This is a genomic window from Methylocystis sp. H62, from assembly GCF_015709515.1.
Taxonomy (GTDB): domain Bacteria; phylum Pseudomonadota; class Alphaproteobacteria; order Rhizobiales; family Beijerinckiaceae; genus Methylocystis.
The window spans coordinates 115748-132133 of the sequence record NZ_JADNQZ010000049.1 but is presented as its reverse complement, the minus strand read 5'-3'; the positions used below and the strand labels follow the sequence as shown (position 1 = coordinate 132133).

Here is a 16386-nt window from a genome sequence, read left to right as displayed (position 1 = left end):
CCTCTCTGCGCAGACAGAAAATGAGCGCAAGCGGAGCCTAGCGTCGATCCTTCAGGTCGATGAATTCGGACGTGAACCGCTTGAGCGCAGTGCGCAGATCATCGGCATATCCCGTCGCGCCTAGCGACTGGAACCTTTCGATGTCGGCGAGCATCAGTTCTCTCACCGGCGCCGCGCCGCGATGCAGATTGACCAAATAGCCGGATAAAAGCCGGCCGTCCCGGCCCCTAGCCGCCTTGATCTCGCTCTCAGACGAGCCGATTTTCTTGGCAATTCCTAACATTCGTCGCTCCGAAGGGCGGACAGCGCGCCCGATGTCCGCGAACTGCCTAAGCAAGAATTGCGCTCACCTGAGCTCGGCGCACGCCGCCGCCTGGCCAAATCTAAAAAAACCGTCAACCATCGCCGAAAGGCCGCCATTGCGCGGCGCCGATTCCCCCGTCGCGGCCGTGAATTCCGGTGCGCCGCACACGAGCTTCATGCCCCAGTCCGGGTAACTGCGCATCGAAATGCGTTCGTGAACGAGCTTGACGACGCCGGAGTGCCGGGAGTCCGTCCGGATTTGCAAATAGAGCGGCGTCAGCGCTTGCCTCGGACCCTCCAGAATTTGCAAAAAATTCAGGCCGTTGTAGAGCAGCGCCCCGCTGATGCGCAGCGGTCGATTCCGCGCTGCGGACTTCTCGACCATTCCCACGATCGCGGAGAGGTTCAGATCAAGATTGGCGTTACTGAAATAGACAAGCCGATGCATCAGTGGCCTCCTGCCGCCATCCGCCCGAGAATCCCGCCTCGTGAGGCGCCCGTCAACCGCCACAGGCTGAAATAGCGATAGAGCCAAATCGAAAATTATGCAATAGTTTCATATGCTTGACATAACTCAAGACCCCGCGCCAAAACTCGTGTTCCAGTCATAGGTTCGTATCAAGCGGACGCTATTTAGAGGGTATATTGCAGCCCTTTTCAGTCGTTGGGGAGACGCTGGCGCTGCCGCGTCTCCCCCTTTTGCAATCGGCGCGGACACAGCGACAGCTCCAGGGGAAATACATGATCTCGCCAGGGCCTTCCCTCCTCCTCACTTCGCTCAAGACCTATCACGACTGCGCATCGCGATTCATGGACTTCGGCCTGATCAACACGCGGTCGGCGCTGCAATTCGGGCAAGATGTATGGGCGGCGAGATCGCCGCACGACGTCGCCGAAGCCATGGTCGGCTACGGCCGCCGGCAATTTGAATGCTGGACGGAGGAACTGGAGGAGTTCTCGACTGCGGCCGGCGGCAAGAAGACCCTGGACGCCGAGGTCGTCGGACTGGGGGACTAGTTTTCAATCGTCGGGTCTTCCAGTTGAGAAGAGATGATGATGAATGCAACGACGGGACGTGACGTGGCGGCGGCGATGATCGCCGCGCTCATCGTTCAGGCTGGCGGGCTTTGGGCGCTCGGCCGGCCGTTATTTTGCGCCTGCGGCGAATTCAAGGTCTGGGAGGGCGACGCCGCCTCTCCGGGCCTCTCTCAGCAGCTCACCGATTGGTACAGCTTCACGCATGTCATTCACGGCGTGCTGTTCTATTTCCTGCCTTGGCTTGCTGCGCCGGGACTGTCTGTCGGGCAGCGCTTCATGATCGCGTTGGCGATTGAAGTGGGATGGGAGATTCTTGAGAATACGCCCTTCGCCATCCGCCACTATCGCAGGCAGCCGCCGGCGCAGAACTACGCAGGAGACAGCATCGTCAATTCGCTTGCCGATACGCTGGCGATGGCGTTGGGCTTCGTTCTGGCGTGGCGGCTCCCGGTTTTAGCCGTCATCGCAATATCTGTGCTTCTCGAAGTCGGGGTCGCGCTGAACATTCGAGACAATTTCACGCTCAATGTGCTCAGTTTCATTTATCCTTTCGACTTCATCCGCCGCTGGCAAAACGGCGCGCCATAGGCGCCGATTTGCGGTCGTTGACGGGCTGGGCTAACTCAAGCGTTCCCTACGCCGCGCTCGCAAACGCCCTATCCCTCGGACATTCGCCCCGCTCGCATGACCAAGCGCGCCCCAGCACTCGCCGACTTCAAACGCATCGTCGTCAAGGTCGGCTCCTCGCTCATCGTCGACCCCAACAAGGCGTCGGCGAAACGCGCGTGGCTGAAGCGCCTCGCCGACGACCTCGCCGATCTGCATCGCGCCGGCGCCGACGTGCTGGTCGTGTCGTCCGGCGCCGTGGCGCTGGGACGGAGCGTGCTGGGCTTTCCGCGCGGCGTGCTGAAGCTCGAAGACAGCCAGGCGGCGGCCGCGGTCGGCCAGATCGCCTTGGCGCGGCTCTGGGCCGAGATCCTGCACGATCGCGGCCTCGTCGCCGGACAGGTGCTGGTGACGCTCGGCGACACGGAGGAGCGCCGCCGCTACCTCTATGCGCGCGAATGCCTGACGCGGCTCCTGTCGCTGCGCGCCGTGCCGGTGATCAACGAGAACGACACGGTGGCGACGGCGGAAATCCGCTATGGCGACAATGACCGCCTCGCCGCGCGGGTCGCGACGATGGCGAGCGCCGATCTGCTGATCCTGCTTTCCGACGTCGACGGGCTCTACAGCGCCCCGCCCGATATGAACCCCGACGCCAAACACATCGCGATCGTGCCGCGCGTCACGGCGGAGATCGAAGCCATGGCGGGGGGCGCCGCCTCGCAATATTCGCGCGGCGGCATGCGCACCAAGATCGAGGCGGCGAAAATCGCCACAACCGGCGGCGCGCATATGGTGATCGCCGACGGCCGGGAAGAAGCGCCGATCGCGCGCATCGCCTCGGGCGGACGCTGCACCTGGTTCCTGACGCCGTCCAATCCGGTGACGGCGCGCAAGAAATGGATCGCCGGCTCGCTGGAGCCGAAGGGCGCCGTGCATATCGACGACGGCGCGGCGAAGGCGCTGCGCTCAGGTCGGAGCCTGCTGCCGGCGGGCGTGACGCGAATCGAAGGCGGCTTCGCGCGCGGCGACTGCATATTGATCCGCAACGCCAAGGGCGGCGAGATCGGCCGCGGGCTGGTGACCTATGACGCGCTCGACGCGGCGAAGATCGTCGGACGCTCGACGAAAGACATCGAGGCGCTGCTGGGTTTTAAAGGCCCCGATGAGATCATTCACCGCGACGACATGGCGCTCGGCGGAGAGTGAAGATGTAGACGCGACGCTTCGCCGTCCTCGTCCTTCGAGACGCCGCTTTCAGCGGCTCCTCAGGATGAGGACTGCTTTTGGCAGCTGCAAGATTTTCACCCAAGGCCCCTCATCCTGAGGAGCGCGCGCAGCGCGCGTCTCGAAGGACGAGGGGACGGCAGTGTAGCGTATTTCAGAACTCCAAATACCGTGTTAGATTGACTCCATGCGGCTTACGACCTTCACCGACTTTGGCCTGCGCGCCCTCATCCTCCTCGCCGATCGCAATCCGCAGGTGATGAGCGCGGCGGCGATCGCCGATCATTTCGACGTTTCGCGCCACCATATGGCGAAAGTGCTGCAGGAGCTCGCCGCGGCCGGATATGTCGAAGGCATCCGCGGCGCGCAAGGCGGCGTTCGACTGGCGCGCGATCCGCGCGACATTCGAATCGGCGAGGTGGTCCGCAGGCTGGACGATCAACCGCTGGTCGAATGTTTCAGCCCGCAAGGCAGCAACTGCGTGCTTTTGCCGCGCTGTCGATTGAAGGGCATGTTAGCGCGCGCCGAACAGGGATTTATGCGCGAACTCGATCGCTACACCCTGCACGACTGTCTCGAAAAAACCGCCGCCTTTCCGCTCGCCGATCTCTCCGCCTGAACATGCGCCGCGAGCATCGCTCGTCACGGCTTGACTTCCATCCTTTTTAATACGCATTCTAAATACCTATTAAGGGAGCCAGGAGGGAGCGACATGTTCTGTTACCAATGCGAGCAGACCTACCGATCTGATGAGGCCGCCGGTTGCGCGGGCGCGAAGGGCATGTGCGGCAAGGACGCGACGACCGCCGATCTGCAGGACATTCTGCTCTATGTCTGCGAGGGCGTCGGCCAATATCTGCATCATGCGCGCCAGCTTGGCGCGACGGACATCGACGCCGACCGCTTCATCCTCTTCGCCTTCTTCACGACTCTCACCAACGTCAATTTCAACGCGGCGAAATTTGTCGAGCTGATCCAGGAAGCGTCGCAGATCCGCGAGCGCGCCAAGGCGCTGTATGAAGACGCCGCGCGCGCCGCCGGCGCAACGCCCGAAAATCTCTCCGGCCCCGCGGCTTTCGCGCCAGCCGACAACATGGCCGGACTTCTCACGCAAGCGTCCGAGGCCGCGGTGCGCAAGGACGCCGCGATCCTTGGCGAGGACGCGGTCGGCGCGCGCGCGCTCATTCTCTATGGGCTCAAAGGCGTCTGCGCCTATGCGCATCATGCGCGCGTTTTGGGCGAAGAGCGCGACGCGATCTATGCGACGGTCGAACATGCGCTCGATATGCTGGCGCGCGAAGAGCGCGACGTCGCGACGCTGCTTGATGAAGCGCTGGCGCTCGGCCGCGCCAACTTCCTCGCCATGGAGGCGCTCGATGCGGCGAACACCGGCACGTTTGGCGCGCCGACGCCGACGAGCGTGCGCGTGACGCCGATCAAGGGAAAAGCGATCCTTGTCTCCGGCCACGATCTGAAGGATCTGCACGCGATCCTCGAAGCGACGAAGGACAAGGGGATCAACGTCTATACGCATGGCGAAATGCTGCCGGCGCATTCCTATCCCAAGCTCAAGGCCTATCCGCATCTCGCCGGCAATTACGGCGGCGCCTGGCAGGAGCAGCAGAAGGAATTCGCCGAATTCCCCGGCCCAATCGTCATGACCTCGAATTGCCTGATCGAGCCGCAGCCGCGTTATCGCGGACGCATCTTCACCGCGGGACCGGTTGGATGGGCGGGCGTGCGCCACATCGCCGATGAGAATTTCGCAATCGTCGCGCAGGCGGCGCAGGCCCTGCCCGGCTTTCCTGAAGACGCGCCGGAACAGACCATCACCATCGGCTTTGGGCGCGACGCCGTGCTTGGCGTCGCCGACAAGGTGATCGACGCGGTGAAGAGCGGCGCCATCCGCCACTTCTTCCTCGTCGGCGGCTGCGACGGCGCCGCGCCGGGCCGCAACTACTACAGCGATTTCGCCGACGAAGCGCCGAAGGATACGGTGATCCTCACGCTCGGTTGCGGCAAGTATCGCTTCAACAAGCATGACTTCGGAACGATCGACGGTCTGCCGCGGCTTCTCGACATGGGCCAGTGCAACGACGCCTATTCGGCGCTCGTTGTCGCGACGAAACTCGCGGAAGCCTTCGGCGTCGGCGTCAACGAACTGCCGCTGTCGCTCATCGTTTCCTGGTTCGAGCAGAAGGCGGCGGCCGTTCTTCTGACGCTGCTCGCGCTCGGCGTGCGCAATGTGCGCATCGGCCCGACGCTGCCGGCCTTCCTTACGCCGGCGCTCGTGGCTGTGTTGGTCGAAAAGTTTGGCGTCCAACCGATCGGCGACGCCAAATCCGACATCGCAGCCTCGCTCGCCCGCGCCGCTTAGGCCTTATGCAGCGGACGCCCGACCTCGGGCGTCCGCCCTTTCCCGGACTCCGCCATGTACAAGGTCAGCCTGCTCACGCGCGACGGCGCGACGATCGCCTTCGACGCCGATCCCTCCGACACGCTACTGGACGCCGCCGAACGCGCGAACATTTATCTTCCCTCCTCCTGCCGGGAGGGCGGCTGCGGCGCATGCCGCGTTTCTCGCGCAAGTGGAGACGTCGTACTCATGTCCTACAGCAGCGTAGCGCTAAGCGAAGATGAGCGCATGGCGGGCGACATATTGCTGTGCCGCGCACAGGCGCGCAGCGATCTCGCTTTGCGGGCGCCTTTCGACGAAGCGGCGGTCGGCTTTGCGCCTGTGCCTGAACGGCGCGCGACGCTTGTGGCGCTGGAGCCGGCGGGGTCTGGAGCGGTGCGACTGCAGCTTCAATACGAGGACGATCCGACGTTCGGGCGCGCGGCGCAATTCACGGCCGGGCAATTCATCGAACTCACCCTTCCCGACGGCTCGGCGAAGCGTTCCTATTCGCTCGCCAACGCGCCGAACTGGGATGGAACGCTCGAGCTGTTCATTCGCCTTCAGCCGCACGGCGCCTTTTCGGATTATCTCCGTGATCGCGCCGCCATCGGCGATACGCTGCATGTGCGCGGTCCGCAGGGGCAGTTCACCCTCGATGAGTCGAGCGCGGCGCCGCGCTGGTTTGTCGTCGGCGGCACCGGCCTCGCGCCGGCGCTCTCGATGCTGCGGCAAATGGGCGAATTCGCCGATCAGCGCCCTTGCCGGCTGTTTTTCGGCGTTAACAAAGTCGATGAGCTTTTCGCGCTCGACGTGATCGAGAAGCTCAAGGCGGCGTTGCCGCAGCTCGTCGTGACGCTCTGCGTGTGGAAGCCGGAACAGGAATGGCGCGAGTTTACCGGCACGCCGGTAGAAGCGCTCGCGCAGGCGCTGTCGAGCGCGACCGAGCGGCCGGACATTTACGCCTGCGGCCCACCTGCGCTGATCGCCGCAGCCGAGGAAGCTGGCCGTGCCGCCGGCGTCCCGCACGACCGCATCTTCAGCGAGAAATTCACGGCGGCTTGAGGAAAGGTTTCACGTCATGGCCGGGCTTGTCCCGGCCATCCACGTCGGGACACTTCGCCAATGCTGAAAGTCCTGCGCAGCGGCGCCGCGTGGATGAGCGCGGGCATGACGCTGAAAGGTGGCGTCCTGACGATAGCCGCCGCCGTGCAAGGTTGAGGCGCCGCTACCGTGGCGGCCAAGCCGTCGCCATTTTGACCCATTTCTTTCAAACAATGGGCCGTAAGCAATGGGCCGTAAGCAATGGGCCGTAAGCAATGGGCCGCTGAGCGAAAGTCGCGCATCAGGTCCACAGCCGGATTCCCGCCAGCTCCGTATCCTGCGAACCGGCCTCTGACGAAGAAACCCATCGAGGGCGGTCCAAGAGAGGGTCACAAATGTTTTCAGCGCGCCGATTCGCTGCTTCCTTGCCTGTCGCAAGCGCCCTTTTTGCCTTTCTTTTTCCCTTCTCAAACGCCCAGGCTCAAGATTCGCCCTGCGAGGAATCGGCTGAGGTCGCGGTTGTAACGTCGCCGGCGTCGCCTTGGGCAGGCGCGCCCTTGCGCATCCTCGTCGCTGCGGAAAAGCCGCTCGACGGCGAGCTTTCGCTGATTGGGCCTGATGGAAGGGTCGCGGCCAGATCGCGCGGACAGCGGGGCGGGCCCCCTTATGTCTGGTTCGCCGAGGTTGCGTCGCCGGCCGCCGGCGCGTGGCATGCGACGCTCAACACTACTTCGTCTAGCTGCAGCACGAAGGAAATCGACGTGAGCGCGCGCAAGACGTCCGCGTCGCGCGCGGCGGAAGGCAGCGTCTGGCGGGTGCACAATTCATGGAACCGCGCGACTGAAAATTTGTATTCGGCATGGGTCGCCAAACTTTTTGACGCGCCGCTCGAAGCGGAACAGTCATGGAAGACATGGCATGAGGTGCTGCGCAATCCGTCGCGCAATGTCCTGTTCAATCATCTCGGCGCGGGCGAAGACAGCCTCACCCTATCGCTGAAGCCCGACTGCGCCGATTTCGTATACTTCTTGCGCGCCTATTTCGCCTTCAAGATGGGCTTGCCTTTCGCCTATTCGAATTGCTCTCGCGGAGGCGGCGGCGCGTCGCCGCGCTGCAATGAACGATTTGATATTCTGCATCCCCAGCTGACCCGCCCCGCGCCGCCGCCGGAGCAAGCCGTGGCGTCGGCCGCCGCTTCGCCGGCCCCCGCGCCCGCGCCCGCAGCGGCGCCAACGAATATCTTGCAGCAACTGTTTTCACAGCCGCAGCAGGTCCAGCCCGGATCGCCGGCCGCCCCCGCGGCGGCTCCCGCGAAACCGCCTGCCCCCAAGCGGCCGGCCGGCGTCGCCGGATATTTTCGGGCTGTGGGCGACGTGGTTCATTCCGGTTCGGTGCGCGCGCCGGCAAACAGCGACAAATCGGATTTTTACACGATCCCGCTGACGCAGGAGACGCTGCGTCCCGGAACGGCCTACGCCGATCCCTATGGGCACGTCATGATGCTGGTGCAACGCGTCCCGCAGACGGCGGACGCCGCCGGCGTGTTTCTCGCCGTCGACGCCGAGCCGGATGGCACGGTCACGCGCAAGCGGTTCTGGCGCGGCAACTTCCTGTTCGCGAACGGCGCTTCCCTCGGCAGCCCGGGCTTCAAGCGCTTCCGGCCGATCGTGCGCGAGAACGGCGGGTTGCGGGCGCTCACCAACGCCGAGATCGCCAAGAACCCGGATTACGGCGATTTCTCGCTGGAGCAGTCGCAGTTCGGCGCCGAGGAATTCTACGATCGCATGGATGAGGTGATGTCGCCTGAGCCGCTAGATCCGACGCGCGCGATGATGGCGGCGATCACGGCGCTCGAGGAGCAGGTTAAAACGCGCGCGACGGCGGTGGAAAACGGTCGAAAGTTCCAGAGCGGCGGGCGCGGCGAGGCATCGATGCCGGACGGTCCGGCGATCTTCGCGACCTCCGGCGCATGGGAGGACTTCTCGACGCCGGCGCGCGATCTCCGCCTGCTGATCGCCATAGATGTGGTGCGCGGATATCCCGACCGCGTCGCGCGGCGCAGCGATCGCTACGCCATGCCGTTTGGCAGAGGTCCGGCGGGCGTTCAGGCCCAACTGCAAAGCGCGCTGGCGAGCGAACTCGCGGCTCGCACCTTTTCCTATACGCGCAGCGACGGCTCCGCCTGGACGCTCTCGCTCAAAGACGTGATGGATCGCGCGGCGGACCTTGAGATGGGCTACAATCCCAACGACTGCGTCGAGCTGCGGTGGGGCGCGGCGGACGGAAGCGCCGAGGCGGCGACATGCAGCCGGCGCGCGCCGGCCGCGCAGCGCGCGAAGATGACGGACTATCGCAACTGGTTCCGCGAACGCCATTGGCCGCACGCATAGCGCGGAGATCTAGCGCGACCCGGCCTTACGCTAGATTTCGAAAGTTTAATCGGCCGCGTTCGCGCTTGGGGCTTGGCGGCGTTTTGCGCCAGGGCCATATCTTCCTGCGCCACCCCTTCGAGGGCGGCAACGATGGAGAACCCTATGTCACCGGAAGAACGCCAACTCATCGCTGGACTGTTCGAGCGCACCAAGAGCGCCGCCTCGACGCCGCGCGACCAGGCGGCGGAGGCTTTCATCAGCGAACAGATCAAGGCTCAGCCGGCGGCGCCCTATCTCCTGGCGCAGACCGTGATCGTGCAGGATCAGGCGCTGCAAGGCGCCAATGCGCGCATTGAGGAGCTCGAAGCCCGCGTCCAGGAGCTTGAGTCGAAGCCCGCCGGCGGATTTCTCGGCGGCCTGTTCGGGGGCAGTCCCCGTCCGGCGCCACCTCCCCAGCAGGCTCGTCCGAGCGGACCTTGGGGCGGCGCCCAGCAGGGCGGCATGAATCCCGTGGCCGGCGGCTACGCGCCGCAGGGCTGGGGCCAACAGCAGCCGCCTGCGCCTGAAACGGGCGGATTTCTCAAGGGCGCGCTCGGCACCGCGGCGGGCGTCGCGGGCGGCGTGCTGCTCGCCGACGGCATCCGCAATCTGTTCTCGCATGGCGCCGGCTATGGCGGGATGGGGAATCTCGGCATCGGCTCCGGCTTTACACCAACCGGCGGCGATACGGTGATCAACAACTATTATGGCGATGAATCGGGCTCGGGCGCCACCGACGCCGGTTATGACTCCGGCGACCACGCAGGCGGGGTGGAGGACGCAGATTATGGCGCGGACCCCGGCTTCGATGACGGCGGCGGCTTCGACAGCGGCGGCGACGGCGGCTTTGACGTCTGATGAATTTGGCTCCCGGCCCACAAGGCCGGGAGTTCTTGCATCTGGCGCCCTGTGCGCCAGCGCACCGCGACTCCCCATGCGGCGTTCTAGGGTCTGACCATCCGCTGATCGAGCGGACGACCTCGGGGCACTCGCCATGAACCGTTCGATGAACAACACGACGAACCGCACGACCAAGACCAGCTTCGCTTCGCGACCGATCCGCATCGCGCTGGCCATGAAGATCGCCTTCGCGATCCTCGCCGCCAATGTCAGTTTCGCCGCCGCCAAGGCGCTCTTCGTCAAGGCGCCGGATTCGCAGACTGCGCGCGTCGCCGCCGGACTCTCGTCCGTGAAGCCCTTCATCCTCCCCGTCGACTGGCAGGAATCGACCGCCGTCGCGCAGTCAGATCCTACGCAGAATTGCCATGGCGTCACCGTCGAGACCGACGAGGGCTATGGCGTGCGCGGACAAACGATCCGTTTTGTTTGCCGCAAGGCCTTGTAGAGGCTCACTGGAGTTCGAGCATGTTTCGCGTTTCGCTTCTCCCGCAGGCTGCTCCTTTCGTCATCGCAGGCGCCCTGCTCGCCGCCCCGGCCATGGCGCAAATGTCGAGCCCGCCAAACGACGCGCCCGATTCGCCGGCGGCCGCCGAGCGCAGGGCGAGGCCGTCGTCAGAACGCGAAAACTTCAACCGGCCGACGGCCGATGCGCCGCGGGAAGCGGATGAGCACCAGCAGAGCGATGAGCGCCAAGAGCTCGGTCAAGAGCTCGAAAAGCAGAAGGGAGCCGACGCGCCGCAGGGCGTCGATGAACAGCAGCGGGCCGATGAGCGGCAAGCGACCGAAGCGCGCGAAAGCCTCGCGCAGGCGCTGCGCGACTGGTCGAATGAGGAGCCCGACGACAGCCGAAGCGTCCAGCGATCGGAAATCGCCGCTTATTACAAGACGCGCGATTATGCGCCGATTTGGCGCGATGCGCATGGCTTCACGAAAACGGCGAAAAGCGCGCTGGACACTCTGCGCGACGCCGGCCGCGACGGCCTGCGCGTAAAGACTCCCGCGCAAGAGTCGTCCTGGAGCGCCGAGGGCGAACTGGCGCTATCGGAGGCCGTGGCCGATTATGCGGCGCAAGCGAGCGGCGCCCGGGTCAACCCCGCAACGATTTCCCCTGACATTGAGGAGCGGCCATCGGTGGTGAAGCCGGCGCAAGCGCTCGACGCGATCGCCGAGGCTGGGGATGAGGCCGGCGCGCGGCTTGCCGCCTTCAATCCGCCGCACCCTGCTTACGCCGCCTTGCGCGAAAAGCTCGCCGAACTACGCGCCGCACGCGGCCATCCGCGCCGCGAGGCCGCCGCAGCTCACGAGTCGGATGCGCGGCCCATCACGAATTTTGCGTCGCTTTCCGACGCCAAGGCGAAGCGCGTCGAGGCGGAGATCATCGCCAATATGGAGCGGTGGCGCTGGGAGCCGCGCGACATGGGCGCGACGCGCCTTGAAGTCAATATTCCGCAGTTCGAGACGACATTCACGCGAGATAATCAAATTGTGTTTCGCGGGCGCGTTGTCGTGGGCAAGAAGACGTCGCCGACGCCGGTGTTTTCCGACGTGATGCCATATATCATCATCAATCCGACCTGGACCGTTCCGGAGTCGATCATAGAGAAGGAGCTGGAGCCCAAAACCGGCGGCAAGCTCTCCAAGCTTCGCACGCGCGGATACAAAGTGACCTACCGTAATGGAAAGCCATTCGTTCAGCAGGAGCCCGGCGAGAAGAACGCGCTTGGCCGGCTCAAATTCGTATTTCCGAACGACCTCTTGATTTACATGCACGACACGCCGCAGAAGAAACTCTTCGCCCGCGCCAAGCGCGCATACAGTCACGGATGCGTACGTGTCCAGAATCCGTTCAAGCTCGCGGAAGAAATCATCGGGCGTCCTGGCTATGACGAAAAGCGCCTGAAGGCTCTGATCGGCAAGAAGGAGCGCCGCATCAATCTGGCGAAGCCCATTCCGGTGCACATCGAATATTTCACTGCCGGGGTCAACGACGACGGCGCACTGAAGCTTTACGACGACATCTACGGCTATTCGGCGAAGGTGCGCTCGGCGCTCGCTTTGTAACGGGAGCAGGTTCCGAAAAAGTTGACAGGCTTTTTCGATAGGAAACTGCTCCAATATTTCTATATTGAGCGATTCCCAATCGATCACATGATTCCATGTAATCGGGAAACGCTCTAGGCCGACGAGGCGAGCCGCGCCACCTGCCGGCGCAATTGCTCCTGCGCGCGCGCGAGATTTTGATGCGCCCGCGCGCACCAGAGCTTGCGCGTCTCGTCGAGGCGGTAAAGCGCGTCTCCATGCGCGGCGAATGTGTCGATCATCTGGAGCCGCCCAAGGCAAAAGAGCGGCTCGGGCACCCAGGCGTATTCGAAACGAAGCCGCGCCAGATTCTGCTCGAACTCGGACCAGGACGCGCCGAGCGAGGAAAGATCGAGGTCGAGGAAGAGGTCCAGATCGCGCGAAAAACCGGGGTAATGCTCAACCGTCGCGCGCGCGTTGAGGTGGTTCGCTGTCGCCATGATCAGGTCATGGATGGCCTGCGCATCTGTTTCGTCGAATTTCGAGTGACGTTCGAAGAGCGTTGCGCTGGCGCGAACATTTTCGGCGTCGGGACGAAGCAGACCGTCGTCGTCGCGTGTCTCATAGACAGCGTCATGCCAAAAGATCGCGGCGGCGATCAGATCTGGCCGTACGGCGAGCGCCTTCGAGCAGTCGAGCTTCGTCAGCAAATCGACGATATGGCCCCAATCATGATACCTGCGTTGCGGTTCGCGATAGGCGGCGTCGATAACCGAAAAAGCATCCGCGTCGTGACGCCCGGCGATCAGGGCCCAATAATTCTGCACCGGTTTTGAGATCATGCGCGAGTAGCGATCATAAGAGAACCCATAATACGTGCGGCCATGCGGCTGGACAGCAGTCGCGCTCGGACGAAGACGTCACTTGCTCGAAAGATTCCATACCGAAGACCAGTTATCCTGCGACCCCTCCCTGGCGAGACCTCGATACCGCTGCTCCAACACGACATAGAGCGCGGGCCAGGGCTCGGGAACCGATCGCGCCAACGCCGAGGCCCCCTCGGCGGCGGCTTCGAATCGGCCGGAGTCATATTCCTGGCGCATGAGGTCATGCGACATGCGCCAGCGCACATACGAGTCCGAGACGACCACCCCGCTGTCGCCGACGAGCGCGAAAACCCTCGTCGGTTCGCTCTTTCCGACGACGCGGACACGCCCAAGGTCAAGCCAGGCGAAGTCGGGCGCGGCGTCGCGCACCACGCCAGAGGCGACAATGTCCGTCTGAAAGGCCTTGCTCGCCCCTTCGAGCCGCGACGCGAGATTCACCGTGTCGCCAAGAATCGAATAGTCGAAGCGGCGGATGGATCCCATGTTGCCGACGCTGCAAGGGCCGAGATTGAGGCCAAGCCCCATCGCAGCAGGCTGCGCATCATTGCCCGACGACGCAGCGGCCGCGGCGCGCTTTCTGTTGAGGCTGACGAGAGCCTCGCGCATCGTCAGGGCGGCCTGAACGGCCTTGCGCGGATGGTCGTCGATATCGAGCGGCGCGTTCCAGAAGGCGAGCACCGCGTCGCCCATATATTTGTCGATCGTGCCCTCCGCTTCGAGGATGGCGTCGGTCATCGGGGTCAAATATTCATTCATGAACTGCGTGAGTTCGCGTGCGCTCATGCCTTCCGAAATCCCCGAGAAATTGCGCAGATCGGAAAACAGCACGGTCAATTCGCGCGTCTCGCCGCCGAGCACCAGCCGTTCCGGATGTTCGGCGAGGCGATCGACGACGGCAGGCGAGACGAACTTACCGAAGGCCTGACGCACATGGCGACGCGCGGACGTTTCGGACCGCCAGAGCGTCACTGCGCCAAAGAGATACCCGCCAAGGATCGCGAGACTCGGATAAGAGGGATCGAGCAGCAGGCCGCGGCGATCGAACAGATAAAAGGCGCCGGCGAACAGCCCCGCGACGGCGAGCGGCGCCGCCGCCGCCGAGACGAGCGGCGGCGCGACGAAGAGCAGGCTCATGATCAGCAAAAACGAGAATGCGGCGACGACGAACTCCAGTCCGTGCGCCCAGTCCGGGCGCGCGAGCAGCGAGCCCGAGGCGATCGATTCGACGATCTGCGCATGCACGTCGACTCCGGGAACGACCGGCTCCAAAGGCGTTGCGCGGACGTCGCCGAGACCCGTCGCCAACGCGCCGACGAAGATGATGCGCCCCTCGATCTCGTCGCGCGCAACGTGGCCCTCGAGCACGTCCTTGGCTGAAATATCCCGCACGGCGTCGCTGTGCGAATAGCGTGGCCGGACCTCCGCGTTGGGGCCGGTCGCAATTTCGAAGGCGCCGACCTTAATCGCGTTGACGCCCGTCTGCTTGCCGAAAGCGGTTTGTCCGCTGGCGTTTGAAGACCGAATGACGATGGCCGGCTCGCCCTGGGCGATGCGCAGGGCTTCGAGCGCCAGGGAGGGCATGAGAACGTCTCCGGCGCGCGTCACCAGCGGCACCCGACGAACGATCTGGTCGTGATCCGGCAGCCAGTTTGTCGCGCCAAGCCCTCGCGCCGCTTCCGCAAGCTTTCGCTCCGGGCCGACCGCGCCGGCGAACGCGGCGAGAAAGGGTGCGGGATCGTCGCCGGCGGTGACCACTCCCGACTTCGCCGGCAGCGGCGCTGAAACGGCGTCGGTCAGCGTGACTCCAAGCGTTGCGGGCGCCTTCGAGAGCGCCTGCGCCAGGACTTGATCGCCGCTCGGCGCTTTTGCGATGAGCTTCGCCACCTCGGCGCGGGCGCGTGGGTCGGGAATCGCCTCGATGAGCTGGGACGCTCCGGCGCGATCCGCCTCCGCGAAGATGAAGTCGAAGGCGATGGACGCCGCGCCGAGTTCCCGCAATCGGTCAAGAAGTTCGGCGAGCCGGGCGCGCGGCCAAGGCCATTGCCCATAGGCGCTGAGACTTTTTTCGTCGACGCCGACGACCCGCGTCGGCGTCTCGGGATCATAGGCGCGAGGAGCCAAACGCTGAAACGTGTCGAAGACAAAGTTGCGAAGGTCGTCGAGCGCCCGGGGTTGAATAACTCCCCAGGGAAAAATGAGAACCGCAGCGGCGACGATCGCGAGAAGGTAGGCGCGACGCCGCTTCAACATCTCCACCTCGCATGACGGTCACCCCGCCGCCGGGGGGATTGGCGATGCTGGCGACGCCGCAGAACTAGTCGCCCGGACCGTCAATCGCAACGGGCCCGCCTCCGTGACCGCCGCTCCCATGACCGCTGCTTCCGTGACTCCCTTGGCCCCCGCCGCTTCCATGGCCCGAGCCGCCGCCCCCGAAGAGGCCTCCACCGCCGCCTTCGCCGCCGTGACCGCCCTCGCCACCACCGTACTGGCCGCCCTCGCCGCCTTCATAGCCGCCGCCATGGCCGCCTTCGCCATGGCCGCCTCCATAACCGCCGCCGTGGCCGCCTTCGCCGCCGTGACCACCTTCGCCATGTCCGCCGTGGCCGCCCTCGCCATGTCCGCCATGGCCGCCCTCGCCATGTCCGCCGTGACCGCCCTCGCCGTGGCCGCCGTGGCCGCCCTCGCCGCCTTCATGACCACCGTGATCATGGCCGCCATGTCCGCCGTGATCATGATCGTCGTGGTGGCCGTCATTTCCGCCCTGGCGCGCTGGCGTCGGCAGCGGCGCAGGCTGATTGTCGACGTTGGCGCGGCTCTGCACGATCGCATTGCCGAACCAAACCGGACCCAGCGCGTCGAGGCCCGGCGGACTGACGACGTCCGGCGGACGATCATTGCCGAGGGCAAGGTTCGCCTCTTCGTTCGTCGGCTCGCGCTTGGCGCCGCCACGCTGTCCTTTACCGCTCTCCAATGCCGCGACGATTTGCGCGATCGTCTCAGGCGGCACGAGGAAAGGCTCCGACACCGGCCCGCCGCTCGGCGCGCAGACCCCATAACCCGGGCGCGTGAGCGCCTGGCCGCCGACGTCGATGAAACCATATTGATGCACGACGAGCGTGCCGCATGAGCCGCCAACCCGAACCAGCGCCGTCCCGCCGCGCACGCCGATGGACGCCGTCGGCGTCCGCAGCCGTGTGCCGCCTTCGTGGCTGACGCCGCCGCCGACGAAGCGCATGACGCCCTTCGCCATCGACACGCCCTGCTGACCGCCGCCGCCTTGTGAATAGACAAAATCGTCAACGGTGACGGCGCTGTTGCGTCCGACGGTCATCGTCGATGTGTCGTTAAAGACGATCTGGGCGCTGCCGTACGGACTCGTCTCGATGCGTTCGCGCCGTTGCACGCCAAGACCAACCGAGAGCGAGCGCTTCGCGGCGCCCGGCGGCGTGCCGTGCGCACTCTGATTGACCGCGCCGACGTTCCCGACGTTATCTGCGAGCGCGGGGCCTGCGACGAGCGCGAGAGCGGTTGTGGCGGCCGCGGAGAACTTTTTCAT

General features: G+C 64.7%; 15 protein-coding genes. 10 read left to right on the top strand and 5 right to left on the bottom strand.

Features of this window, described 5'->3' with window-relative positions; all coding sequences use genetic code 11:
- Window positions 1-37 precede the first annotated feature (37 nt).
- On the bottom strand, window positions 38-283 hold the full coding sequence (locus IYY11_RS07880) for a hypothetical protein (RefSeq protein ID WP_196403353.1): 246 nt from the start codon (window positions 281-283) through the stop codon (window positions 38-40).
- A gap of 63 nt (window positions 284-346) precedes the next feature.
- Window positions 347-751 carry a BLUF domain-containing protein gene (locus IYY11_RS07875; RefSeq protein ID WP_196403352.1) on the bottom strand — a complete coding sequence of 135 codons (405 nt, stop codon included), beginning with the start codon at window positions 749-751 and terminating at the stop codon, window positions 347-349.
- 293 nt (window positions 752-1044) lie between these two features.
- Between IYY11_RS07875 and IYY11_RS07870 the strand changes: the two genes are divergently transcribed.
- From IYY11_RS07870 to IYY11_RS07825, 10 genes are all read left to right on the top strand, one after another.
- On the top strand, window positions 1045-1320 hold the full coding sequence (locus tag IYY11_RS07870; protein ID WP_196403351.1) for a hypothetical protein: 276 nt from the start codon (window positions 1045-1047) through the stop codon (window positions 1318-1320).
- 33 nt (window positions 1321-1353) lie between these two features.
- A complete protein-coding gene (locus IYY11_RS07865; RefSeq protein ID WP_196403350.1) occupies window positions 1354-1929 on the top strand; it encodes a DUF2585 domain-containing protein in 576 nt (191 codons plus the stop codon).
- Window positions 1930-2025: 96 nt separating this feature from the next.
- Entirely contained in the window at window positions 2026-3156 is a 1131-nt protein-coding gene (gene proB, locus IYY11_RS07860; RefSeq protein WP_196403349.1) for a glutamate 5-kinase, read from the top strand.
- Between the two features lie 205 nt (window positions 3157-3361).
- Window positions 3362-3793 carry an Rrf2 family transcriptional regulator gene (locus tag IYY11_RS07855; protein ID WP_196403348.1) on the top strand — a complete coding sequence of 144 codons (432 nt, stop codon included), beginning with the start codon at window positions 3362-3364 and terminating at the stop codon, window positions 3791-3793.
- A 93-nt stretch (window positions 3794-3886) separates the two neighbouring features.
- Window positions 3887-5551 (top strand): hydroxylamine reductase, encoded by a 1665-nt coding sequence (gene hcp / locus IYY11_RS07850; protein WP_196403347.1) that lies wholly within the window; start codon window positions 3887-3889, stop codon window positions 5549-5551.
- Window positions 5552-5605: 54 nt separating this feature from the next.
- Window positions 5606-6634 (top strand): 2Fe-2S iron-sulfur cluster binding domain-containing protein, encoded by a 1029-nt coding sequence (locus tag IYY11_RS07845; RefSeq protein ID WP_196403346.1) that lies wholly within the window; start codon window positions 5606-5608, stop codon window positions 6632-6634.
- 374 nt (window positions 6635-7008) lie between these two features.
- The gene (locus tag IYY11_RS07840) at window positions 7009-9003 is read left to right on the top strand and encodes a hypothetical protein (RefSeq protein ID WP_196403345.1); all 1995 of its coding nucleotides are present in this window, start codon (window positions 7009-7011) and stop codon (window positions 9001-9003) included.
- Window positions 9004-9147: 144 nt separating this feature from the next.
- Window positions 9148-9882, top strand: a complete 735-nt coding sequence (locus IYY11_RS07835) for a DUF2076 domain-containing protein (RefSeq protein WP_196403344.1) — start codon at window positions 9148-9150, stop codon at window positions 9880-9882.
- 136 nt (window positions 9883-10018) lie between these two features.
- Window positions 10019-10369 carry a hypothetical protein gene (locus tag IYY11_RS07830; protein WP_196403343.1) on the top strand — a complete coding sequence of 117 codons (351 nt, stop codon included), beginning with the start codon at window positions 10019-10021 and terminating at the stop codon, window positions 10367-10369.
- Window positions 10370-10389: 20 nt separating this feature from the next.
- Window positions 10390-11985 carry a L,D-transpeptidase family protein gene (locus IYY11_RS07825; protein WP_196403342.1) on the top strand — a complete coding sequence of 532 codons (1596 nt, stop codon included), beginning with the start codon at window positions 10390-10392 and terminating at the stop codon, window positions 11983-11985.
- Window positions 11986-12098: 113 nt separating this feature from the next.
- Here IYY11_RS07825 and IYY11_RS07820 read toward each other — a convergent pair whose 3' ends face one another.
- The 3 genes from IYY11_RS07820 to IYY11_RS23285 all read right to left on the bottom strand — a co-directional run bounded on the left by IYY11_RS07820 (window position 12099) and on the right by IYY11_RS23285 (window position 16386).
- Window positions 12099-12785, bottom strand: a complete 687-nt coding sequence (locus tag IYY11_RS07820) for a hypothetical protein (RefSeq protein ID WP_196403341.1) — start codon at window positions 12783-12785, stop codon at window positions 12099-12101.
- A 78-nt stretch (window positions 12786-12863) separates the two neighbouring features.
- On the bottom strand, window positions 12864-15080 hold the full coding sequence (locus IYY11_RS07815; protein WP_196403340.1) for a CHASE2 domain-containing protein: 2217 nt from the start codon (window positions 15078-15080) through the stop codon (window positions 12864-12866).
- Window positions 15081-15144: 64 nt separating this feature from the next.
- A complete protein-coding gene (locus tag IYY11_RS23285) occupies window positions 15145-16386 on the bottom strand; it encodes a FecR domain-containing protein (protein WP_196403339.1) in 1242 nt (413 codons plus the stop codon).